A 24,762-nucleotide genomic window follows, 5' to 3' on the forward strand; every position below is an offset into this window, starting at 1 on the left:
TTAATATTTTAATAGCTATTCGCTGTCGGATTTCTCTTCGTCTTTTTTCTCAGGCTTTCGATTTTCACTAGTAACTATAAGCTGCATTCGCTCAGAAGCTTCGGAAACTCCTGCAAAATTCTCTGCCTCTGCCACTAAGAAGTAGTTTCCATTAGCTAAATCAAAGCTCGTTTCAAACATTCCGTCAGCTTCCGTTTCTACTGTACCTAGCAAAGTACGTTGTCTACCTTGCTCCTTATAAATATGGACGGACGTTTGTAAATCGGCTGTTCCTGTTACCATAACTGGACTATCAGATGTTCTAAGTTGCTGATCATCCCAGACTGGAGTAGTAGGCTCTACTTGTTCTGCCTCCATGGCCCATCTCAATGCTTCAACAAATAGTTTTTTCCCATCACTTGTCCAGCCGTACTCCGGTCCAATCATATTCGTTACTGCAAAACTAGATAAGAAGAGATAAACATGGTCTTTACCTTTAAATTGATAGGAAATGCCCTCACCTCTCACACTCTCATCCACAGAAATCTGCCCTAAAACGGTTCCTGGCATATTTTCAAAGGCTGCAAATGGGCTCTTCGAACTGTGAATACGAATCATTTCATCATCAAAGGGTTCAAATATTGGGTGCTCTTCAGAAACCTTAACATGGACTGACCCTTGGTTATACCCATGATCTAGTAATGTTGGGTAGCCAAACGTTTTTCCATACAATGGAATAGATCCTTCCTTCACGCCATACGTACCGAGGAATACAAGACTCACTTCTCCGTCGTCTGCAGCTTTTGTTAAAGCTTCTAACTCTTCTTCTGTTCCTTTATTGGAGTTGACTATTATCAAGCGGTAGCTGGATAAGTCATTTGCTACATCCCAATCCCGCTCCTCAGCGAATAGTTCAAACCCTCCTAGGAATTCCGTTAGAGCACTGTTAATATCTCCGATAACGGCTAGTTCATAAGCGTGTAGCTGAACATCAAGTACAATGTCTTCTCCTTCGATTAGTACTTCGAACGTCTCATCCACATAACCATTACGTTTTACCGATAACTCATACAGTCCATCCCATAGGTCAGTAAATTCGTAACTTCCCTCTTCTTCCGTAACAACTTCCTCAATTACTCGATTTTCTTTCACATACGTAAGGATTACGTTTGCACCTGCTAGCTTATCCCCCGCAGCATTGGTTATTATACCGGATAATGTTGCACCTTCTAAGGAAGCTAGTTCAATTACAACTTCTACCGTATCTCCTACGGTTTCTACTGTTACTTCCAGCTGTTGTGATTCATACCCCCTTGCCGTCACTTCAAGGGTATAGGTTCCCTCACCGATACCAAAACGGAAATTTCCGTTTGCATTGGTGGTTGTTTCCATACCATTGTCGAGAATGGATACGATTGCCCCATTGATGGCTTCCCCTTCTGTATCCGTTACGGTACCAGTGATTTCACCGAGACTAGCGGAAATGGCCCAATCCACAGCGTTTAAATAAAGCTGTTTACCATCCTCTGTCCATCGCGATTCAGGATGTCCATATGTGTTTGCTGCAAGACCACCTAATAGAACGTGAACACTATTCGCTGTTCGGAAGCTGTAGCCTACTCCATCACCTAGAATTCCCTGATCAGCATGGGCAAGCTGACCAATTGTGTTGCCACTGTACCCAGTATAATAAGCATACTGTTGGTTGCTCGTTCCGTTGTTAAGAATTTCTATTTGATCCCCAACAGAGAATCCTCGGAAGATTGGATGATTTTCATTTACTGTTACTTGAACGGCACTAGGAACAAAGCCTTGAGTAACAGACTGTGGATCCCCATAAAAGCTTGCCAAATCGCGGATTGTACCACCGCCAAATTGGCTTGGGAAGATAATACTTGTTTCTGTTTCATCGGCCCTCTCTACAAAAGCGTTAAACAAGTCTTGATTCATACTAAAATGTCGATCGTTAAAAATTACTAACGCATAGTCTGCTAGACTCTCCTGTAATTCTAAGAAGTTTGAGTTCAAGTATAGCTCTGCTTCATATCCATCTGCCTCAAGTAAGTTCACAATTCGGTTACCTTGTAACGACGTTGCTAGTACTGCCACCGCTTCTGATTCCGACATGGTAATCGTCACATTGGTTTCTTGACCTGCTGTAACCTCAACTGAAATTACTTGTGGAGCAAAACCAGGAGCTGTAACCCTCACATCGTAAGTCCCTTCTGGAAGGGATACCCTAAACTGTCCTTCCTCATCAGTAGTTACTGTAGTAGGTGTTCCAACAACTTGAACAGTTGCACCTGAAAGGACACCACCAGATGTATCCACTGCCGTTCCACCTAATATTCCTGCCGCTTCAGAGGTTAAAACAATAGATTCATCAAGTCTTACCCCATTTTCCATCGTGAAAGAAACGGTTTTTTCCTCGTGACCAAAGGCAGTAATCGTCAGTTCATAGTTTCCAGCTGCTAATCCTAAATAGAATTCCCCTTTTTGATTTGTAGTAAGTGTTTTGCCTGTTTCATGGACATAAATCTCCCCTTGTACAGGTAAATCTTGATCATTCACAAGGGTTCCATGTAATTCACCTACGAGGGCTTCTTCTACCTCTAGTGCCCAAAGAATGGCATTGTTAAAAATTCTTTCCCTTTGTTTGTCAAAAACGGCTTCATTTCCAGGGTGCCAGGAGTGACTAAAGGTCATATTGGAAAGGAGAATCTCTAGAGAATCGATGGTTCGACCTTTATAGGCAACCATACTTCCAACCCGTTCATTATTCGGGTTCAGTACATCTACAATCGTCTCACCAGAATAGTCGTCGAACACATAATGGAAATTAGATGAAGCTGTTAAGTCAAATTGCTCCTCAACCTCTAAACCTTCCACTAATGGGTGGGATGCTAGTACTTTTCCTTGCATCAATGTCCCGCTTCCACCAAAGGCAATTTTCGGATCTTCCTCGTATTCATGAAGGAATCGGATACTTCCTCTACCTCCATGCTGCCCTGTCCAAATGACCGGTGTTCTTGAAACATCTAATTCCTTTAAGAAGTTCTGAAATACTTCCTTCGAAGGAATGAAGTTGTTATTAAAATCAGAGTTTGCAATTACTAAATCAATGTTAGCTAATTTTTCCGTTTCATCGTAGAAGAAATGCTCTACAATGTAACCACGTTCTGTTAAATATTCATCTAGAGTCACTGCACTTGATGAGGTAGCATCAACAATAACACCAATCGTTGGGGACGGCTTCAACTCGAGTTCCAGATGCTTTTCTTCCCTTTCTCCAAGGTCCACTTGAAGGACTTTTTGCACAAAGCCTTCTGCATTAATGACAATCTCATAGGATCCAGGCATCATCCGTGCCAATTCAAAGCGCCCCTGTTCTGAAGTTCCCTCTCGCGGAACACCAACCACATCCACGTGCGCGCCATTAATGGCAGAACCGTCCTGTTCATTCACAATAATACCCGAAATGGATCCTACACTTGCAGCTACTGGCATTGGAATAGCAATTGGTTCAGCATCACTATCCACTGTTACCGCAGCCGTTACCGTATCGTAACCATATGCACGGATCTCCATTTCATAGTCTCCATCTTTTATAGCAATGGAGAAGTTTCCTGTCTCCGGATCTGTTGTAGCAGAGAACGGTTCCCCGACTACTTCAATATCTGCCAACAGCGAATTACCATCTTCATCTGTAATTGTTCCTTCAATCGTGTTAAATCGCTCATTGGCTGCCCACACCATTGTTTGAACAAGCATTTCTAAAGCTTCATCCGTATAATGATCTTTATGATGGTTAAAGGAAAAACCATGTCCCCCTAGTAATATTTCCACACTATTGGCCGTACGCGGTTTAAAGGCAACCCCTATTCCGTGGGATTCATTACGAGATTCATGGGTGATTTCTGCCAACGGATAACCACTGTAACCATCGAAATAACCTACTCTACTATTGGAAGGAACTAGTAACTCAATAAACTCTCCAGCGTCCCTACCTGCGAAAATCGGGTGCTCCTCTAAAACAATGTAGCCAGCAGCAGATGTATTATCCAAAACCGTACTCCTGGAAACTGGATCTCCCCTTTGGAGTGATAATTGGTTAACACCAGCTGAAATTCCGTAAGAGTCTCCAAAAACAAGGCTTGTTTCATGCTGATCCGCAACCTCTAACAGCTCTCCAATTCGGTTCCTGTCTGCGGCAAGAGAAACTTCATTAACAAAAATAACATCGTAACGTTCCATATTATCAATGGCTTGCGAAATATTTAAGCCGTCAACATCTACTCCAACCTCGGCAAAAACAGCTTGGAAATTAGCTGAACTTGACCAATAATCCCCAATGACCGCAATGCTCGGTACTGGATTCATTTCCACCCTCAACTCACCATTTTGACGAGTTAAATCCACTTCCCTCGTTTCGGCGATATATCCTTCTTTTTCAAATTGAAGAGTGTATATTTCACCCGTCAAATCGGAGAAGGTAAACCGACCATTGGAGCCTGTGACTGTATCGTCAGCCAGTTTACCCTCTTCATTTTGAAGGGTAACATGGACATCGGCCATTTGTTGGTTCGTTACTCCATTAACAACAACACCAGTAATCGTTCCTGCAGCACTTCCGGAGACGACTACATCTACATTCATTGGTGATCCATGGGTGAAGGTCACCTCATATTTTTCCACATCATAACCCGATGCCCGTACCTCTAAGGTATACGTACCTTCATCATGATAAACTTGAAAGTCGGAGTCATCTCCATTTAACTCTGATTGGAAGGTGACACCCGTTTCAAGGATTTCGAAACTAGCTTCCACTGGAGCGCCAGCTTCATTTTGAACTGTCCCTGTTAATTGCCCATAGTGGCTGTCGAGTAAAAAGTCAATTCCATTAAATAAAATCCCTTGTTGTACTGGCAGCCAGCCTTGTAATGGTGATATCCAAGGTGCAGCCGCATGACTACCCAATAATAAGTGGGCACTGTTTTCAGAAACAGCTTTGTATGCAACACCAGTACCAACAAATCCTTGTGTTGTGCTACCGATACTTGCTAGATGTCGACCTGAATAGTCATTAAACCAAGCAAAATCTCCTGTTCGCATATATAAGGTGACGCGATCCCCTTTTTCGAAGCCCTCTAGGATTGGATGTACCTCATCCACCTGTAGTCTTACTTGACCAGAACCATTGTGATGGGCAATGAATGCTGGATCATGCATAAACTGCGTAAGTTGACGAATGGAACCATAGTTGGAGCCCCATGCATCTACAAAAATAATGTTCACATCATGATCATTCGCTATATTAACTAAATTTTTAAACGTATCTTCATCTGGTCGCCAGCCTCCAGATCCGTATGCTCCGTTTAGTAAAAGAATTTCATACTGATCTAAATCATCAATAACATCCCAATCCCTTTCTTCTGCTGTATAACCATTGACGTTTAAAATTGTTGTCATTTCCGATTGATAATCATTTAATACAGCGATATCAATTGGTTGAAGGGAGAGTGTCAACGTTGATGTTTCCCCAACTTCTACATTGATTAAATCCGTTTTAGTAACATAGCCTGTATGGGAAACAGTTAGTTCATATTCTCCTTCATAAACATCTTCTACTAGGAAAACGCCTTCCTTATTGGTCATACCTTCAATCGGCGTATCCGTAAGTGTCATTTGTGCATTTTCTAATGTATCTCCTGTCCTTTCATCGATGACAGTGATAAATAAACTCCCTTCCCCCGCCTCTTCTAGAACGAAAGTCCCCTCTTGTTCATAGCCTGACACAAAGGTCACGAGCTCCTGATGCTGTTTCTTTCCATATTTACCGATTCGAACAGTATAATCACCTGGCTCATGTTGTAATTGGAACGTTCCGTCTCCTTCTGCATATACCTTTTTACCAGTTTCCACCACAAGAGCATGGCCTTTTACTGGTTTCCCAGTTGGTGTTGTCATATTACCAGTTAAGATTCCTGGTGATTCATATACATGAATACTTGTTCTCGTTGGGACAATTACTTTCCCTGATGTGACAGGAACACCAGAAGTACTATAGTTATTTAACGTGAACTCATGTCTTGGTTCCCCAGTTAAAATATCCAACCCGTATAAAATACCATTCGTATTACCAACGTAAAGTGTCCCATCTGCAGTGACGGTTCCATTGTGAAGAGTAAAGCCAACGTCCCTATTTTCCCAAATTTCACTCCCAGTTTCCCTATCGAAAGCTCGAATAACGGGCTGTGATGCTGACCCTATCACCACGATGTTTTCGTAAACAACAGGTGATCCAGCCTGGGTATCTCCAATACTGGAGTTTTGCCACAATCCATCTCCTGATTGCGCATCAATAGCATGTAATGTTCCCCGCTCAGTGGAAAAATTCGTGCTTGCTGCATACACTACGCCATCGACGTAAACTGGTCGGGAGGCGAACCCTTCGTTTTTCAATGTAATTTCCCATACTTTGGTGCCATTGTCTACATCAAGTGCCCTAAACGTACGGTTATCGTAAGTACCGACGAATAATTTTCCATCGCCAATACTTCCACCGAAGAAGGACGGACCGCCTAACGGATGCGTCCACTTTACTTCACCTGTACTTGCTTCTATGGCAGTTACTTGTGCATTATCAGTCAAACCAGAGCTAACGTATAACATACCATCATGATAGAGTGGAGATTCATAGATTGCAGGTGACCCCACATTAACACTCCACAGCATTCTACCAGATATTAAATCTAAGGCGTAAATATGTCGATCATCTCCTCCTGAGAGATAGACAACGCCAGATTCAATCGTTGCAGAAGAGCGATTTATATTGCCAATCCGAATACTCCAAACTTCTTCGCCAGTACCGCTATTTAGTGCCGTAACCCAGCCTCGATCCGTAACAAAGACGATTTTCCCTTCCCCCGCTGCTGGAGTGGAGAAAAGGATTTGCCCCTTATTACCATTATTGTAAACCCAGGCTTCCTCTAATTTTTCTCCATCAATGGCATTGGCTGAAATGGCATTTCTACTCAAGCTATTGTTAGCCGTGCGCCAATCGGAATTTGCTATCGACTCCTGTGACTGAACCTCGATTGATAATTGTTTGGTAGCATCGACCGTTACTTCCAACTCGTTTCCTGAAATACCTTCACCACTCACATAGAACGTATACGTTCCTTCTGGAAGATCATTGATTTGAAAACTTCCTTGTTGATTTGTTCGAACGGTCGGAAGTGGCGTATCTTTTACTCGAATAAAGGCAAAAGCTACTGGTTCCCCGTCACTGTTTATTACTGAACCAGACACAGAATGACGTGGTGCCGAATGTAATAGGAACGTTTCCTCTGTCGTTTTCCCTTTTGTTACTACGATATTTTTTGTAACAGGGGCATAACCAAACGCAGATACCGTTACCCGATGATTCCCTTCCCGAACACGGAGGACGAATTCTCCATCCTCACTTACATTGTACTGAATCCCTTGTGAAGGAATTTGAATCGTAGCGGAGATGGCTTCTCCATCACTATTTACAACCTTCCCAGACAACTCACCAGCAAAAGCTGCTTCCGTTACTGCTTGGAAAACATTAATGATTCCATGTCCATATAAATCATTTGGAACAGAGCCCATATGAGGCTCTACCCTTGCGGTGCTCTCCAGTAATTCTCCTACCTCGTTCAAAGACAGGTTAGGGTTAGCCTGTAAAATTAAAGCTATGGCACCAGCAACATGGGGAGTCGCCATCGATGTACCACTGATTGTATGATATTTCCCACGCCCTAGAGCCTCCGGCCAAGCAGAGTAAATTTCGTGCCCTGGCGCAGACACTTCAGGCTTTAAATAGCGTACTTGCTCTCCCTCATCATTCGTCCAAAACACAGGTCCACGGCTGGAAAAGCTAGCAATATAGTCATTAACATCCGTAGCACCGACAGCAAAAGAGTCTGGAAAGCTAGCTGGTGATCCAATCGTTTGTGATCCCGGCCCACTATTTCCGGCTGCAAACAACGGGAATATTCCCGCCGAAACCCACGCTTGAACCCCTTCATAAAATTCTTGATTGTAAGTATTGGCATTTCCCCAAGAGTTATTAACGATATGTGGCGCTTTTTCGGGATCGCCTCCAGGTGCCATAAACCATTCAAATGCCTGGTGAATTGCGGAGGTCGTTGTTCCACCACCATCATTGAAAATCTTCGCTGCGATCCATTCTGCTTCTGGAGCAACACCAATCGGTTCCCCTTCTCCCCCACCTACTGCCGTTCCAGCAACATGGGTACCGTGACCATGGCCATCTGATGGACTAGAGTATCCTTGACCAGATAAATCAATCCATGAGTAAGTATGATCTCCATCTCTTCCACGATAATTATGTTGTAATGCTTCGTGATTACCGTCTACCCCTGTGTCCATAATCCCTACGACGATGCCTTCCCCTTTAAGCCCATATTCTCCCCAGACTTGTGGAGCAAAAATTTTTTCAAGACCCCACTCAGGAAGACGAGGTGCAGAGTCCTCCACCGTTATATCTGGTAATTCTATCACCCTATCTAGGGTAATTCTTTCAATATCTTCTCGTTCGGCAAGCTCTTTTAATCCCCCTTCCGAAACGGTTGCAGACACACCGTTTATAATCCAATAAGCTTGCTTTTGCTTAGCTTGTCCATTCTTTTCTAGTGCTTCAAGAGCATTTATTATGCCAGTTTGAGATGCTTTCGCTTTTGATTGTAGTTGCTCTTGTACAAAGCGCAGCCGTTCCGTACGTTTTTCCTGTCCCCTTGCCCGTTGAAACAATTCTTCCCTTGAAAGACTGCTTGATGCATCTTTTACTCGAATGATGACATCCACCATATCAGCTTCTTTTAATGCTTCATAGATTTCCTCTTCCACCTTTTTCTTTGAATCATCACTAGGGGCATTTGTTTCAAAATCAGGTGCCTCCCAGCCTAATCCAGACAAGATAGAAGCTAAGTCCCCCTCATCTTCATAACTTGTGTCAGCTTGTTCCTCTTCCAGAAAAAATTGTTCTTCCCTTTCCTTCTCAAGTTCTTCATCCTCCATTTGCAAGTCTATTATTCCATTATTTCCTGCCCCAACCATGCCTGGAAAAAAGGATGAAAATGTGAGTAAAAATATTAGGATACATATAAATCCTTTTCGAATGAAATGCTTCCTTGTTCTCCTCATAAAGCCACCTCCTAAACTAGTATGCTAGATTAATTAAAGAAACTAGTTGCTTACCCCTGCCATTTTTAAGATTATTTACACTATTCAGACAAAAAGGGTCCCTTTGTCCCTATGGGGTTGTCGAGAATTGTTAGTTATTTGGAATTGGATTATAGTAAGTCTATAAATAGAACTAAACAGGGTCTAATTTCTTTGCAGAAAAGGGGGGGTTAATAGGAGAAAAAAGACTGAGGTCACCCTTAACGTTAGTTAAAATAGCGTGTATATTAGGAATAAAGTACTATTCAGAAGGGATATAGAAAAGACATATCGGGAGCGTTAGCTTCTATAGCTTGCAAAAAATGTAAAATTTTTAGGGGGGAGAATATAAAGGAATCTCCCTCCAACGTTTTTAACATTGAAGGGAGTTCAATATTTAGGCTCCTAATTATCTCTTACATTAGGGAACCATTCGTTTATGGCTTGTTTATGCTTCTCGTGGTGTATTTCTTCGTTAATAACATTTTCCTTTGTGATTTCAATTTGACGTTCCAACTCTTCCATGTCTTCTCCGAGTTTCATTAGTTCTCGAGTCGCTAGAATAATCGCTTGCTGTGATTTTTCAATGGATCGAGTGAAAGAAGCCATTGCACCATCTGGGTTATGGAATCCATAGGAATTTTCCGCAGCCGGCATATCCCAGAACCATTGCCCTTCACGTACTAACGCTTGTGCTTCTTTAATCTTATCCTCATCAACACCGCGAGTGATCATTCGGTTTACGTAGTAGTGAGCAGATACACTAATTTCTTGTGCTCTTAATAATGCGTCTTTATGGCGGTATTGAATATCATTTACACGATTTTCTAGATAAGTAACAGATTTATCTCCGTGACAAGTTAAGCAAGATTCTTCCATAGTGTTCATTGGTGAACCCCAACGGTGAGAAGAAACTTTCTTTTTCCCGTCCACTCGTTGATATGGCATATGGCAATCTGCACAAGATACTGTTTGGTGAGGGCCATAGCTCCACAATTCATATTCAGGATGCTGTGCCTTTAGGATTGGTGTACCAGAAATAGTGGATACGTACTCTCCTTGGAAACCACCTTCTCTTGAGGCTTGATACTCGGAATACTCCCACATATCTTCGAATGTTAAACCATATCCCCAAGGGAAAGTGGTTTGACGATCATTTAATGGATCAAAATAATATTCTACGTGACATTGTGCACAAACGAGGGATCGCATGTCATGCTGTGTTACATTTTCAAAATCGAACCCTAATCGATCTAAAGCATCTGTCAATTGTGGAAGACTTATACGTAATTCCATTGTTACTGGATCATGACATGTAGAACATCCTACGGAAGCATGGCCCCATTCCGCAACGTTTCCATGTTCATCGGTCATCATCCCTTTATATTCACCAGCAAAATCCTCTAGCCACGGAAGTGCTTCATCATGATAGTTTAATTGATACGCCCTTTCAGGCCCAAATTCCTCTAGCATTGCTGGGAAAACCGTCGTTTTACAAGACATACAAGCGGAGATAGCATTAGGATTTTGTGTAATACGTCTTACATTCATTTGATCTTCGAATGCATAAGTATGTCCGCGAGTTAAGTTATATTCGACAGCGAATCCAAATCCATTCCATAGGATAGGTAAGAAAGGTTCAATGGAAGGATCATTCTTCGGTAAAACTTCTTTTTCATTCTCCATATTTTTCATGTAACTTTCCCAATGTAGTGGATAAATATCTTTAAACGCAAGGTTATTCCATTCATCAGGGTCTAATCCAGTATTTATTGGCTGTTCTTGAGCGTCGGAACTATTACAACCTATTAAGACAAGCATTAACAAGAACGATATTGCAATGAATATAATAGACTTTTTATAACTCTCCACTAATCTCATTCCTTTCCTTTTTTATTTAGATCAGCAAAATGGAATTGCTTCGGTTCGAACCATTCGGTTGGTCGATAATCACCACCGTTATGTGGTACTGTTCTGTGACAATCAATACAATTACCTTTGGAGTCATGATTTATATTCTGTAGACCAGGTTCATGACACATAATACAGTTATTATTGATTACTTCCTGCGATGAAGCCTTTGCATGAAGAACCTTTGGGATTTGGTTTGCACCAATCGTATTCATATACATATGACTCATTCCAGCCTTTGCTTTATACGGAAGTTTTTCCACTAAGCTATTATTTGGAACATGACAGTCGTTACAGTACAGTGATGCATGATTGGAGCTCGTAAAGCTTTCATAGGCAGATTCCATAATGTGACAGCTTGAACAAAACTCACCAGTGTCCGTAGCCTTTAAGGCTCCTGCAGTACCTGAAAATAAAGCAATTCCCAAGAAGACACCTATTGCTGTAAATAATAGAAGCTTTTTATCTAGGTTTAATTTCTTTAGCCTTTCCCCCATTTTTTTCTCCCCCTCCCTCATACTCTTGTTTATTAGCACTTATTTTCCATTTATTAGCCTTACATTGTGGTATTTCTCACAGTACGCATGTGATATCCCCCACACTTATATCATACTTTTTGACATTCTCACACATTGTGATAAATCGCACTTTTTTTGTGTCAGATATTTGAACAAAAACTCCTGCTTTCACCATAAAAAAACAGGAAAAACCCTTAAAAAATAAGGTTTTTTCCTGTAACAAAACTATAGAACAACTAAACAACTTATGAAGGAATTGTGAAATTCAATACTTTTTTATTCATATTTACATCAATGATGATCGTATCATGAATTTGTAAAAAAGCCATAAGTAAACTTACAAAAAAAGATGTAATTCCATCATTATTTTACACAAATTGGACAATAATAGATTATACTTAAACTATTACTATTACTACCTATCAGGAGGAAAAATTATCATGTCAGATCAACCAAAGAAAATTAGTTTACAAGAGGCCATTAAACAACAGCTTGCAAACAAGAAAAATAAGGCTGCTAACAATGGAACAGGAAATCCTTTTCAAAGTCAAACAAAGCAAATGAAAAGCCAACAATCGAAAAAAACAATGAACACACGAAGAAAAATGGGTGGTTAATAAACACAAGGATAGGAAAATGTTATTATTTAAACTAACTCGAAGGAGTGAAAGGCGGCGACTCCAGCGGGAAAAGCAACAGCTGAAGGCCCCGGAGGGCGGGTTTCCCGAGGAGACTGAAGCGTTGCCCGCGGAAAGCGTCCGCCTGTAACGGATTCGAGTCGATATTCCATCCTATTAGAAAACAATAAGCTTTTAGAAAGCAACCTATTATAAGCTGGTAATTAATTAGTTAAGTATGCTTTCAAAATCAAACCGTGAAAAGCTATCGCCTATAGCTTCTCACGGTTTTTTAGTTGATAGGATTGGATCTATCCCTTAACCAGGATTGAAGGAACTCAGGTAAATCTCCCTTTAAAGCTAGAGATACGTGACCTCCCTTCACCCGTTTATACGTTTTATCTTTACTTGAAACCAATGACATAATGGCTTTAATTTGCTGCTCTGGTACAATTTCATCCTCACTTGTTGAAATAACTAACAAGTTGGCTTTTATATTTCTTAAATTTATTCTATTTCCCTGGATTTGTAATTTATTTTTAATTAATTTGTTTTTAATGGCTAATTCATTGATTAATTGTTTGAGTGTGGCACCGGCAAAAGGAATATGATCTTTCAACCAGTCATTAACAAGCTCCCACTTTCTAACGAATTCTTTATCATCGGCTCTTTGAAGTAACGTTAGATATTTACTATAGTTCACTGGCGAAACTGACATACGCAGTATAAATTCTATATATTCAGCAGGGACTATTCCATACTCCTCTATTACCTGTTCGAGTGCCAGTTCTCCTCCCCTCAAAGCTACTTCCCACTCTTCAGGAATGGGAGATTGTCCAAAATCGAGGGGAGGTGCAAACAGTATAATATTTCTAATTGGTTCTTTAGCTAGTGCCCCATAGATAGTTGCTAGAGTTCCCCCTAAACAATAACCAATAATGGTAATTTCTCCTGCTTCTGAGTGGTATAAACTACGACGAACCCCTTTTTGAATATATTTAATGATATAATCATCTAGGGTAAGATCTTTATCCTCATATCCCGGCACACCAAAGTCTAGTAAATAAACATCATAGCCCTCCTTAACAAAGGCTTCTATCATACTCATTCCTGGTGACAAATCTAGGATATATGATTGATTGATTAAAGAATAGATAAGAAATAGAGGTGTTTTATACTTTTTCTTCTTTGCTGGATAATACCAAAGGGTTGCCTTGTTTTTTTTCCAAATCGCAGTTTTAGGGGTAAGTCCCACTTTTTTCTGAGGAAAAAGTTTATCTAATTTTCCTGCTTTTCTTTTCCTCAACCTTACCCCCTCCTATGGATCATTTTTTCTAAGGTTTCCTGAAGAGAATTGGTATTTAGGCTGTTATTTAAAAGATTCTCCCTGATTAAATTTCTTAAAGCTTCCTTCGCGTGTTGACGGTTATCCTGTTTTTCTTCTATTGGTTCAATGATGGACTTTCCTTTCTCTTGTGTTATTTCGGTGTTCTCCAATACACCGTCCTTTGTTAAGAGTAATAATTTCTCTTCTAAATCATCTAATTTCTCTTCTATTTGAACCGCTAGCTTTGCGATATTTGCTACCTCCTGTTTAGTTGGTAAATTCAGCTGTAATGCAATCACATCGGAGTACTTCCTCAAATTCTTTAGTAATTGTAAATGCCTTTTTAAGGCTAAATCCGATATTTTAACTACATTTGAATCGTTCCATTGTTTTTTTATTTTTGTGTTAAAATGATCTTCCGCTTTCATTCCAAGTAGTGTTATAAGTTCCGATAATTCTTGTTTTCCCTTTTGCATATTCTAACTCTTCCTTTCCTTAGATTTCTTTCAACCAAGCTTATACATTATGTATATACATTGGCTAAACATAAGTTCAAAAAATGTATTTTCGACCAACATGACAAATTCCTCAATTTCCGTCTCCTTCCACTTCTGTACAAGCATTCTCCCCTACCTCACATAGTCTGTTTTTAGAACAAGTTTGTGAGGAGGGTTATAAATGAAGCAACAGCTCCCCCCGGGACCCAAAGGGAAGTTTTTTGTTGGTTCTCTAGAAGAATTTCAAAGAAATCCTCTCCTATTTTTCAGAAATTTATTAGAAGATTATGGTGAGGTCGCTTATTTCCGTTTCGGTCCATTTCAAAAAGTTTTTTTAGTATCAGATCCGAAATTAATTAAGGAAGTTCTAGTAACAAAACAACGGTATTTTGTTAAATCCAGGGATTTAACTATGTTGAAACCAATTATTGGGGAAGGTCTCCTTACAAGTGAAAAGGATCACCATTTGAAGCAAAGGAGACTGATCCAACCAAGTTTTCAACAAAAGCATATTGGTCAATATGCTCAAGATATGATAGATACAACGAAAGCTTATCTTGATAGATGGGAAGACGGCGAAGAAAGAATGATAACAGAAGATATGATGAACATTACCCTGGGAATTATTTCGAAGACAATGTTCAATATGGAATTTACAAAAGGATATGACATCATTGGTACACCAATAGAAAACGTCATGAAACTAGCCATCAAAAGAATGAGGTCTATTCTACCATCACCACTATGGATTCCAACCAAAACAAACCGACAGTACAAAAAAGCGATAAAGGAGCTTGATAGCGTACTTTATAGTATTATTGATCAACGTCGACAATCAAAGGTCACTTCAGATGACCTCCTTGGAGTCCTAATGAAAGCACGGGACGAGAATAATAGAGTTGGGATGACAGATAAGCAACTCCGTGATGAATTAATGACCATCTTTTTGGCTGGACATGAAACAACAGCAAACGCTTTATCATGGACGCTATATTTACTTTCTCAACACCAAAGGGTACAAAAGAAGTTACACAAGGAAGTTGACCGTGTCATAGGTAATGGGGAACTAAAACCGGAGCACTACAAGAAACTAACCTATACGCAAAATATTATTCACGAATCTCTTCGCTTGTATCCTCCAGCTTATATGATTGGGCGCCAGGTAGATGAGGATGTTCCATTAGGAGACTATCTTCTTAAAAAGGGAGATATGGTTTTTATTAGTCAATATGTTATGCATCGACGTGAAGATTACTTTACTCACCCTGACGAATTTATACCTGAAAGGTTTGAGAATAGCCCACCAGACTCCCTTCCCCCGTATACGTATTTCCCTTTCGGAGGCGGACCGAGGATTTGTATTGGAAACCACTTTGCCTTAATGGAAGCTGTTCTTGTTTTGGCATGTATTGCACAGCATTATAAGGTAAAGCTAGCTCCTAATCACCCTGAAGTGAAACCTCAGCCTTTAATTACATTAAGGCCTAAAGGTGAGTTGCGAATGGTTGTGGAAAAAAGGAATATAAACGATTAAAAAAATCTATGGAGTGTCAAAAAGGTTATGGAAATTCCTTTTGACACTCCTTTTAACTTAGTTAGTGCTCTATGTGCGATTTATTAGCTTGTATGTTTCGATTTTTTGCTCTCTATGTGCGAATTTCAAGCTTGTATGTGCGATTTTTTGCTCTCTATGTGCGATTTTCAAGCTTGTATGTGCGATTTTCATGCTTATATGTGCTATTCGACAAAATTCACTACAGTTCGACTAACCCTTTTTAGGAATTGGACTTGAATCCTTTCCATATATATATAGTTGTTGAGGATAATTTATTCTACAACCTGAAAGAAGGGATTATTGTTGAATTATACAAATCGATTACAGCCATATGAAGCAGCTAACCATTTTATATATAAGTATTATCCAAACTGTGATGGTGCTCTCTTAGCAGGAAGTGTTATAAGGGGGGAAGCTACTAAAACCTCTGATTTAGATATCATTATTTTCGATAGGAAACTTCGTTCGAGCTATCGGGAATCCCTCCTGTTTATGGGTTGGCCTATTGAAGTTTTTGCAAATAACTTAACGTCCTACAAACAATTTTTTAAAAGTGATTATGAACAGGCAATGCCAACACACCAAATGATGGTGGTTGAAGGAAGGATTATTGTTGACAGGGGAGTGATAGCGTCCATAAAACAGGAGGCAAGACAAATGCTAGAAATGGGCCCTTTACCGTGGAGTAAGGAAATAATTGATACGAAAAGATACTTTATTACTGATGTCTTAGATGACTTTATTGGTGCAACAGACCGGGCAGAAGAAATCTTCATTGCAAATACTTTGGCAGAATGGATTCATGAATTTGTATTACGTACGAACTACCAATGGGTTGGTGAATCCAAATGGATCGTACGTTCTTTGAAACGATACGACCCTCAATTTACGGAAGAATTCGTTTCTGCCTTTGATGATTTTTATAGAAATGGGAAGAAACAAAAAGTTATTGATTTAACGGATAAAGTCCTTAGTCCATATGGAGGTCGATTATTCCACGGTTTTTCTGTAGGAAAATAATTTCCATTCTGCCCACAACAAAATTACTTAATGACATATACTATGAAAATAAGGTTGGAGCGACTATTTTACCGCTCCTCCCTTATTTTTGTTAGGACTTTTTTAATATATCTCCTACAAAAATATAGGTTTAAATTCACATTTATTCACAAAATGTTCATTTTCAAGAGAGTCTAAAGAAGGACAGTTAAGGTAATATAATATTATCACTACTATATTATAGGAGCTATTTTCTATGGACAGATTATCTGACGAAATGTTGATTGAAACATATTTCTTATCAGCTAAGTTAAAATTATCGGAAGAATTCTTGACACTGGTATTACTTGAAATTCACAAACGAAATTTACAACCACCTGTTATTACATAAATAACCGTTCATTATTTAGAACAAAAAATAGAGGGTGACTCAAAAGGCATGTTTCTAACCTTTCGAGTCACCCTCTATTTCATTCCTGGTAATTCAGGCTTTGAGAAGATTGGTGGTTCTCCCCCAAGTACCCTTAAAAAGGCTAATAGGTCTTTTTCTTCCTCTTCAGTCAAGTTAATTTCTGACATAAACATATGCATAAAGATACTCTTATTAGGGTGATCATCTCCGCCCCTATTATAGAAACGGATAACATCCTCTAATGTTTCTAGGCTTCCATTGTGCATATATGGAGCTGTATGTGTAATCCCGTATAAACTTGGCGTCCGAAATCTTCCCAAATCACCATCATCCTTTGTTACTCCATACCTTCCTTCATCCTCTGAATTTAAACCGATATTGTAATACATGTTATCCGATAAGTTCTCACCGCCATGGCAAGTAATACAAAAAGCCTTTCCAGCAAACAAATCTAAACCACGTATCTCTTCCTCTGTTAGGGCTTCACGGTCCCCTTTTAAAAATCGATCATAGGCTGTATCATTCACTACAATTAATCTTTGAAATGCTGCCAGAGCTTTACCAATGTTCTCTTCTGTAATACCATCATCAAAAGCTACTAAGAATAACTCCTCATAGCCTTCAATTCCCTTTAGTTTTTCCAAAAGCTCATCCAATGGCATATTCATTTCATGTGGATCTTGAATCGGTCCTAATGCCTGCTCCTCAAGGGAAGCTGAACGACCATCCCAGAAAAATGAAGTATAATATCCAGAGTTAATAATCGTTTGAGAGTTTCTTGCTCCATCCCCTCCATCAAACGTTTCAAAGGTAGCTCTCCCATCACCATAACCAAGTGCTGGGTCATGACATGTTGCACAACTTACTTCATCATTACCTGAAAGGCGTGGATCAAAAAATAATATTTACCCTAGCTCCAGAACTTCCTCTGTCATGGGGTTGTCTTCTGGTACCGGTACCTCTCCTAATGGAACAAGTCCCTCTGTAGTTAGAAGGCGATCAATCATTTGATCAAGCTCAGTAGATTCTGTTTCCAAATCATTCTCGATTGGGGTACCCACTTCTTGAACTATACTACTTTCTGATGCTGCACAGCCAAATAAAATAGAGTTTACTGTTAAAACAATTATGAACAAGGTTAGTCTATTTTTCATCAACAGAAAGCTCCTAACTTAAAAAAGTTTTTCTATTTCTATTATAAAGTTTGCACTGAAGCAAATGTATGTGATGATGTGAACAATATTTAACAATTAATCTGCTAATGGTGAACACCAAAAAGCTCCCACTAATCATCCAATAATTAGTGAGAGCCCAAGAATGAAAACAATCTTAAATTACTTAACCGATATTTTTCCTTTTGCTTCTATTCGGCGGCGGTGTAAAATTGGTTCCGTATATCCGCTTGGCTGCTCCGTTCCTTTAAACACTAACTCACATGCTGCTTGGAACGCCACAGAGTCCTCATAATTAGCAGACATTGGTCTGTAATCAGGATCATCCGCATTTTGCTCATCTACCACTTTAGCCATGCGCTTCAATGTTTCCATCACTTGCTCTTCCGTACAAATGCCATGATGCAGCCAGTTAGCCATGTGCTGGCTGGAAATTCGTAATGTTGCACGGTCTTCCATCAAAGCAACGTTATTAATATCAGGTACTTTGGAGCAACCTACTCCATGTTCAACCCAGCGGACAACATACCCTAAAATACCTTGTGCATTATTATCTAGCTCTTGCTGTATCTCTTCTGAACTCCAGTCAGGGTTCTCAGCGACAGGTATTTCAAGGATCTTATCCGTTAAGTCTTCATTCACTTTTTCTAGAAGCTCTTTCTGTACTTCCTTCACATCTACTTTATGGTAATGAAGGGCGTGTAACGTTGCTGCAGTTGGGGAAGGAACCCATGCAGTATTGGCCCCAGCCTTTAAATGACCAATTTTCTGGGTTAACATGGCACTCATTAAATCAGGCATCGCCCACATACCTTTTCCAATTTGTGCATGCCCTTGGAATCCAGCGGATAATCCAGCTAATACATTGGAATCCTCATAAGCTTGGAGCCAAGTGGAGGCTTTCATGTCGCTTTTGCGAATCATTGGGCCCGCTTCCATGGACGTGTGCATTTCATCCCCTGTACGATCTAAGAACCCAGTATTAATAAAGACAACTCTGTCCTTCACTTCTTTAATACACGCTTTTAAGTTTAAAGATGTTCTCCGTTCTTCATCCATAACGCCAATTTTTAGGGTGTTACGCTCTAAGCCAACCATATCCTCCACTCGATTAAATAACTCGTTGGCAAAGGCCACCTCTTTCGAACCATGCATCTTCGGTTTAACAATATAAACGGAGCCCTCTCTTGAATTTCTAAACGTTCCGTTGCCTATCAGATCATGCTTAGCAATAAGACCGGTGATCACAGTGTCCATGATCCCCTCTGGAATTTCCTCTCCGTCCCCCGTTAAGATCGCATTCGTTGTCATTAAGTGACCCACATTACGGACAAAAATTAATGACCGCCCTGTTAACTCAACCTCTTCTCCATTAGGAGCCTTGTAGATTCGGTCCGGATTCAGCTTGCGGGTAACTGTTTTTCCACCCTTTGTAAAGCTAGCTTCTAAATCACCTTTCATTAGACCTAGTAAATTCGTATAAACAAGTACTTTGTCTTCAGCATCAACAGCTGTTACAGAGTCCTCACAGTCCATAATCGTTGTTAATGCCGATTCCACTAAAATATCCTTAACACCAGCAGCATCTGTTTTTCCAATGGGATGATCTCCATCAATTTGAATTTCAAGATGTAATCCATTATTTTTTAATAATATGGATTCAGGTGCAGATTTCTCCCCATTGTAACCAATAAATTGGCTAGAATTCTTAAGACTAGTAGTTTCCCCATTTTGTAAGGAAACAACCAGCTCTCCATCCCTTACCATATAAGCTGCAACAGCCTTGTAAGAACCATTTGCCAACGGAACTGTCTCGTCTAAGAAATCCCTTGCAAAGCTAATAACTTTTTCACCCCGGCGAGGGTTATAGGAATTCCCTTGCTCTGCACCGTCCTCTTCACTAATAGCATCTGTACCATAGAGGGCATCATACAGGCTCCCCCATCTTGCATTAGCTGCATTAAGGGCATAGCGGGCATTATTTACGGGAACGACTAACTGTGGACCGGCAATATTGGCTACCTCATCATCCACATGATCCGTTGTAACCTTAAAATCTTCCACTCTAGGTTCTAAATAGCCAATTTCCTGTAAAAATCCTTTGTATTTTTCAAAATCTAATTTTCCTTGATTATGCTTGTGCCAAGCATCAATTTGTCGTTGAATATCCTCACGTTTTTCTAATAATTCCTTATTTTTAGGCGTTAACTCTTGAACTAGTTGGTCGAAAGAAGACCAGAAACCTTCACTTGATACTCCTGTCCCAGGAATTGCTTTTAAGTTAATGAAATCATAGAGTTCTTGTGCTACTTGCAGGTTACCTACTTTTACATATTGACTCAATTTATTCCCTCCTCATTTTCTAAAAAACTACTTTTCGTTCTGGGTATATTTTTCTATGAGTCTATTTTATAATAAAAAGTAAAATACACTAAATACATATTTCGAATGAACAATATGCCTTTTGGTTATAGGTAGGTGAATGCTATGGATATACGTCAATTGGAGTATTTTGCTGAAGTTGCAAAGGAGTTAAGTTTTACCAAGGCCGCTTCTAATTTACACGTCTCGCAGCCGTCCTTAAGCAAATCCATCAAAAACTTAGAAAACGAACTTGGTGTCCCCCTTTTTTATCGATCTTCTAAAAAACTGGAATTAACAGATGTTGGGGAAGCTGTATTAATCAATACGAAACATGTACTGGAATCCTTCCGAAATTTAACATATGAGTTATCAGATATAATGGAACTCAAAAAAGGGGAAATAAAAATCGGTATACCACCTATTATTGGTGCCGCATTCTTTCCTAGATTAATAAGCTCCTATAAAGAAGCTTACCCAGCTATTAATATAACACTCACTGAAGTTGGATCCAAATTAATAAAGGAAGGAATTGATGATGGTTCCCTCGATATTGGCCTAGTGTGCAACATTCCCATCCAACAGGATAACTTTGAGGTCCTTGAGTTGCTCAAAGACCCTCTGATGTTGGTTGTTCATAGTGAAAACCCTTTAGTAACCAAACAGGAAGTTTATCTTGACGATCTTGTTGATCAATCCTTCATTTTATATCGTAAGGATTTTTCCTTACACGATCGAATACAGGAGGAATTCCTTAAGAGAAATTTTCACCCCACTATTGTATGTGAAAGCTCCCAGAGAGATTTTATGATGGAAATGGTTAGTGCAAAGCTTGGAGTTGCATTACTACCAAGTAAGATAGCTCAGAACATCAACCATCCAAATATAAAAGCACTTCCTATCACTGATTGTAATATCCCTTTAGAATTAGGGGTAATTTGGAAACGAAACAAATATCAACCATTTGCAGTCAGAGAATTTATATCCATAGCCAAACATTATTTAAAAGATCATGAATTATAAGAGCGTGTACAAAACTCCCATGTCAGACACCACGATAAATGAAAACTTATTTCTTTGACTCTGGATGTTGATTTACGCTCCAGGCACACCCGAGACAGCTCGTGCCTTACGCTCCAATCAACTTCGTTTGAAAATAGCAATATAAACAAATTCAACACTAAAAGTACTGGCTCTAATTAGCATAATCTAGACTCCTGCACAGTCAAAGGGAAAACTGTGTCATAGCGTAGTATTAAAAGGGTGATTTCTCAACGTTGTCATCAAAGCCCCTTTTCATTTTTATAAAGGAGGATTTACAGAGATGTCACACAAACACGCAGACACTTTAGTCAGTGGATTTGCATTTGTATTAGTGGTGTTCATTCTTTTAGTAATTATTGGCGCTTTAGCTGTTGGAGGCGGCTACGGCTATTACTAATCATTAAAAACGCCCATTTATCAATATTATTTAAGAATCAGGGCGAACATCTGAACAGAGTCCACGCAGAAGCATAGAGTATTAATAAGGGAGTAACATTAGCTTCTCCCTAAGTCAAATTTATAAGGAGGTTGAAAAGAATGCATTTCGCAGGTGGTTTCGCGTTAGTGTTAGTGCTGTTCATCCTCTTAGTAATTATCGGTGCGGTAGGACTTGGATATGGCATTTAGTCTAAAATAGACTTAAAAGGAAGGGGGGTCTTAAAAGGTATGTTTTTAACCTTTTGAGATACCCCTCTATTTTACATATTAAATACAATTAAAGCCCATAGAAAATGTACTTTCTATGGGCTTTATTTTGAACGTTTAAATCCTTTTTTGAATAGGATATTGTTAGAGGGTGTGGTGATGTTGGCAAAATCATACAATGAACAGCAAACAATCGAAATCGTCAGGAACATCCATCGAAACCTCGCCATAATCACAGCTATTTTATTACTCACTGGTCAAATTACGATTATGGGGATATTTGTAACACCTCACGGCTTTCGGGTCACTTTAGCCGGCCCAATTACTGGTTTAAGGAGAATCGAGAGTCCAACAGGCAATCCAATTGTAAATTTAATCATTAGTTTATTAAATATTATCATTGCTAAATTATTAATTCTGGATCAATTTAATGTAACTGGAAGTGCCTTAACTCCAGATGGATTTACAATTAATTGCGGTGGGCCTATATTAGGTCTCCCACGTGTTACCCCGAAAATTCCTGATTTTAATAATTACCTAGATAATTTTCATAAATTGGTGTGTAAGTATTTCGACCTAGACCCTAAGGTAGTTAATAAGTATAAAAGGAAAAGGAAGAGGAAGAGGTGAAATAAATGCCTTTAACGGATATACCTGCTATAAAAACAGGTAAAATTACATCGTTTATTATTGGAATTTCTATCATTATATTCATCTATTTCTTTACAGAATTTAAGGAAGAGGAAGATTAAGTACTGAAAAAGTTCTCCAACAAAACTAAAAGGGAGAGCTTTTTGCGTTAAGGGGGAGAAATATTCACAGGACTGTAAACGATTTGTACATATATTGTAACAATTACAATCAGCACTTCTATTTAGCAACTTTATAATTAAGTTACAGTTATATTTATCGTTAGTTTAACAAAATACATGAAGTGCGGTGATGAATCATGCATGGTAAGTATTCACACGGTGGAAGGCACCCACACAGTAATGGGTATCCCCATTCTGGCGGCCATCCTCAAGGTCATGAAATTAGTACCATTGATTATAATGAAAATCCTTTTATTGTCATTTGGGAAGTTACTAGATCCTGTGAATTAAAGTGCGTTCACTGTAGGGCAGATGCACAAACGAAGCCTCATCCTAACGAATTAACCCATGAAGAAGGTATAAAGCTTATTGATGACATATACGATCTGGGTAATCCTATGCTCGTATTTACAGGGGGAGACTGTATGATGAGGAAAGATCTCTTTGAGCTTTCCGAATACGCAGTGAAAAAAGGAATGCGAGTGTCCATGACCCCTAGTGCTACAGATAATGTGACGAAGGAAAAAATGCAGCAGGCAAAGGAAGTGGGATTATCACGCTGGGGTATTAGCCTTGATGGCCCAACGCCAGAAATTCATGATCACTTCCGAGGAACATCAGGTTCGTTTGACCTAACAGTAGAAAAGATTAAGTACTTAAACGAATTAAATATGCCGCTGCAAATCAACACTGTTATTAGCCGATACAACTATGACAGTCTGGAGCAAATGGCGGCATTAGTAGGGGAACTAAAAGCAGTTATGTGGTACATCTTTTTACTAGTACCAACTGGTAGAGGGCAAATGGATGACTGTTTAACACCTGCCGAGCACGAAAAGGTATTCCGGTGGTTATATGAATTAGGGAAAACAGCACCTTACGACATTAAAACAACTGCTGCACAGCATTATCGACGAGTGGTCATTCAACAGAAATCCCGTGAAAGACTCATTGATAAAGGGGACATTCGGTATGAAGATTCCATTTCGGACACAGCTTACCTTATCGATGGATTAAAACGAGCACCAAAAGGAGTAAACGATGGAAATGGATTTATTTTCGTTTCCCACACAGGAGATGTTATGCCGAGCGGATTATTGCCCATTGTAGTTGGTAACATAAGGGAAAAGCCATTAAAGGAAATTTATCGAGAATCTCCAGTCTTAAAGGAAATTCGCAACCCAGATTTATATAAAGGTAAATGCGGTATATGTGAATTTAGATTTGTATGTGGTGGTTCCCGCTCTAGGACCTACGCTGTTACAGGTGATTATTTAGAAAGCGAGCCATTTTGTGTCTATATACCAGAAGCATTGGGAAAGAAGGAAAATAGTTCAACCATATAATGAATAATCAATCGGGTGACAAAAGGTTATACTTTTAAACTCACCCATTTTTAGTTTATACCCGTCTATTAACTATACGGGCAAGCTTTTCTTAACATAACATGTACTATCCCTCTTGAAAGGGATTTAATAATAAGGCACTACGAACCTTACCGCCCAGTCCATTCTCGTCCAAGAACAGGAGGGTTTGCCTAAGCGCTCGTCCTTTCATCCTGATCGACATTATTGGGGCTGCAATTGTGACAACTTGGTAACGAGAGAAAATAGGGGTCCGTACAAGTGCTCTTCCCTCCCTCATGTCAAGAAGGCATTGTCCCAAATGATATTGCTTCATTTGGGACATCCTTTTTTTACATA

The 24,762-nt window shown here is 39.6% G+C and carries 17 protein-coding genes; 9 read left to right on the forward strand and 8 right to left on the reverse strand.

Going from position 1 to position 24,762, the window contains the following annotated elements; all coding sequences use genetic code 11:
• Window positions 1-15 precede the first annotated feature (15 nt).
• From J2S74_RS13035 to J2S74_RS13045, 3 genes are all read right to left on the reverse strand, one after another.
• Entirely contained in the window at window positions 16-9,171 is a 9,156-nt protein-coding gene (locus tag J2S74_RS13035; protein WP_307326231.1) for a carboxypeptidase regulatory-like domain-containing protein, read from the reverse strand.
• Between the two features lie 423 nt (window positions 9,172-9,594).
• A complete protein-coding gene (locus J2S74_RS13040) occupies window positions 9,595-11,070 on the reverse strand; it encodes an ammonia-forming cytochrome c nitrite reductase subunit c552 (RefSeq protein ID WP_307326232.1) in 1,476 nt (491 codons plus the stop codon).
• Window positions 11,067-11,597 (reverse strand): cytochrome c3 family protein, encoded by a 531-nt coding sequence (locus tag J2S74_RS13045; protein WP_307326233.1) that lies wholly within the window; start codon window positions 11,595-11,597, stop codon window positions 11,067-11,069. The genes J2S74_RS13040 and J2S74_RS13045 overlap by 4 nt, the downstream gene beginning before the upstream one ends.
• 461 nt (window positions 11,598-12,058) lie before the next feature.
• Between J2S74_RS13045 and J2S74_RS13050 the strand changes: the two genes are divergently transcribed.
• Complete coding sequence (locus J2S74_RS13050) at window positions 12,059-12,235, forward strand: hypothetical protein (RefSeq protein ID WP_307326234.1); 177 nt, start codon at window positions 12,059-12,061, stop codon at window positions 12,233-12,235.
• A gap of 292 nt (window positions 12,236-12,527) precedes the next feature.
• On the opposite strand, the gene J2S74_RS13055 is transcribed toward J2S74_RS13050, so the two are convergent.
• Both J2S74_RS13055 and J2S74_RS13060 read right to left on the reverse strand, forming a co-directional pair.
• Window positions 12,528-13,541: an alpha/beta fold hydrolase gene (locus J2S74_RS13055; protein WP_307326235.1), complete on the reverse strand. Its 1,014-nt coding sequence runs from the start codon at window positions 13,539-13,541 to the stop codon at window positions 12,528-12,530.
• 2 nt (window positions 13,542-13,543) lie between these two features.
• Entirely contained in the window at window positions 13,544-14,038 is a 495-nt protein-coding gene (locus J2S74_RS13060) for a hypothetical protein (RefSeq protein ID WP_307326236.1), read from the reverse strand.
• Window positions 14,039-14,240: 202 nt separating this feature from the next.
• Here J2S74_RS13060 and J2S74_RS13065 point away from each other — a divergent pair, with 202 nt between their 5' ends.
• The 3 genes from J2S74_RS13065 to sda all read left to right on the forward strand — a co-directional run bounded on the left by J2S74_RS13065 (window position 14,241) and on the right by sda (window position 17,004).
• On the forward strand, window positions 14,241-15,593 hold the full coding sequence (locus J2S74_RS13065; RefSeq protein WP_307326237.1) for a cytochrome P450: 1,353 nt from the start codon (window positions 14,241-14,243) through the stop codon (window positions 15,591-15,593).
• Window positions 15,594-15,917: 324 nt separating this feature from the next.
• Window positions 15,918-16,634, forward strand: a complete 717-nt coding sequence (locus J2S74_RS13070) for a nucleotidyltransferase domain-containing protein (RefSeq protein ID WP_307326238.1) — start codon at window positions 15,918-15,920, stop codon at window positions 16,632-16,634.
• Window positions 16,635-16,869: 235 nt separating this feature from the next.
• A complete protein-coding gene (sda, locus tag J2S74_RS13075) occupies window positions 16,870-17,004 on the forward strand; it encodes a sporulation histidine kinase inhibitor Sda (RefSeq protein WP_307326239.1) in 135 nt (44 codons plus the stop codon).
• 74 nt (window positions 17,005-17,078) lie between these two features.
• On the opposite strand, the gene J2S74_RS13080 is transcribed toward sda, so the two are convergent.
• The 3 genes from J2S74_RS13080 to J2S74_RS13090 all read right to left on the reverse strand — a co-directional run bounded on the left by J2S74_RS13080 (window position 17,079) and on the right by J2S74_RS13090 (window position 20,540).
• Entirely contained in the window at window positions 17,079-17,930 is an 852-nt protein-coding gene (locus J2S74_RS13080; RefSeq protein WP_307326376.1) for a cytochrome-c peroxidase, read from the reverse strand.
• Entirely contained in the window at window positions 17,931-18,179 is a 249-nt protein-coding gene (locus J2S74_RS13085; protein WP_307326240.1) for a hypothetical protein, read from the reverse strand.
• A 180-nt stretch (window positions 18,180-18,359) separates the two neighbouring features.
• Window positions 18,360-20,540 carry a malate synthase G gene (locus J2S74_RS13090; RefSeq protein WP_307326241.1) on the reverse strand — a complete coding sequence of 727 codons (2,181 nt, stop codon included), beginning with the start codon at window positions 20,538-20,540 and terminating at the stop codon, window positions 18,360-18,362.
• Window positions 20,541-20,684: 144 nt separating this feature from the next.
• On the opposite strand from J2S74_RS13090, the gene J2S74_RS13095 reads away from it, so the two are divergent.
• The 5 genes from J2S74_RS13095 (at window position 20,685) to J2S74_RS13115 (ending at window position 24,405) form a co-directional block, all read left to right on the forward strand.
• Window positions 20,685-21,581: a LysR family transcriptional regulator gene (locus tag J2S74_RS13095; protein ID WP_307326242.1), complete on the forward strand. Its 897-nt coding sequence runs from the start codon at window positions 20,685-20,687 to the stop codon at window positions 21,579-21,581.
• A gap of 301 nt (window positions 21,582-21,882) precedes the next feature.
• Window positions 21,883-21,999: a sporulation protein YjcZ gene (gene yjcZ / locus J2S74_RS13100; protein WP_307326243.1), complete on the forward strand. Its 117-nt coding sequence runs from the start codon at window positions 21,883-21,885 to the stop codon at window positions 21,997-21,999.
• 140 nt (window positions 22,000-22,139) lie between these two features.
• Entirely contained in the window at window positions 22,140-22,229 is a 90-nt protein-coding gene (locus J2S74_RS13105; protein ID WP_307326244.1) for a YjcZ family sporulation protein, read from the forward strand.
• Between the two features lie 180 nt (window positions 22,230-22,409).
• The gene (locus J2S74_RS13110) at window positions 22,410-22,877 is read left to right on the forward strand and encodes a hypothetical protein (protein ID WP_307326245.1); all 468 of its coding nucleotides are present in this window, start codon (window positions 22,410-22,412) and stop codon (window positions 22,875-22,877) included.
• Window positions 22,878-23,196: 319 nt separating this feature from the next.
• Window positions 23,197-24,405: a TIGR04053 family radical SAM/SPASM domain-containing protein gene (locus J2S74_RS13115; protein ID WP_307326246.1), complete on the forward strand. Its 1,209-nt coding sequence runs from the start codon at window positions 23,197-23,199 to the stop codon at window positions 24,403-24,405.
• The last annotated feature ends 357 nt before the right edge of the window (window positions 24,406-24,762 follow it).

The organism is Evansella vedderi, from assembly GCF_030813435.1.
Taxonomy (GTDB): domain Bacteria; phylum Bacillota; class Bacilli; order Bacillales; family Salisediminibacteriaceae; genus Evansella; species Evansella vedderi.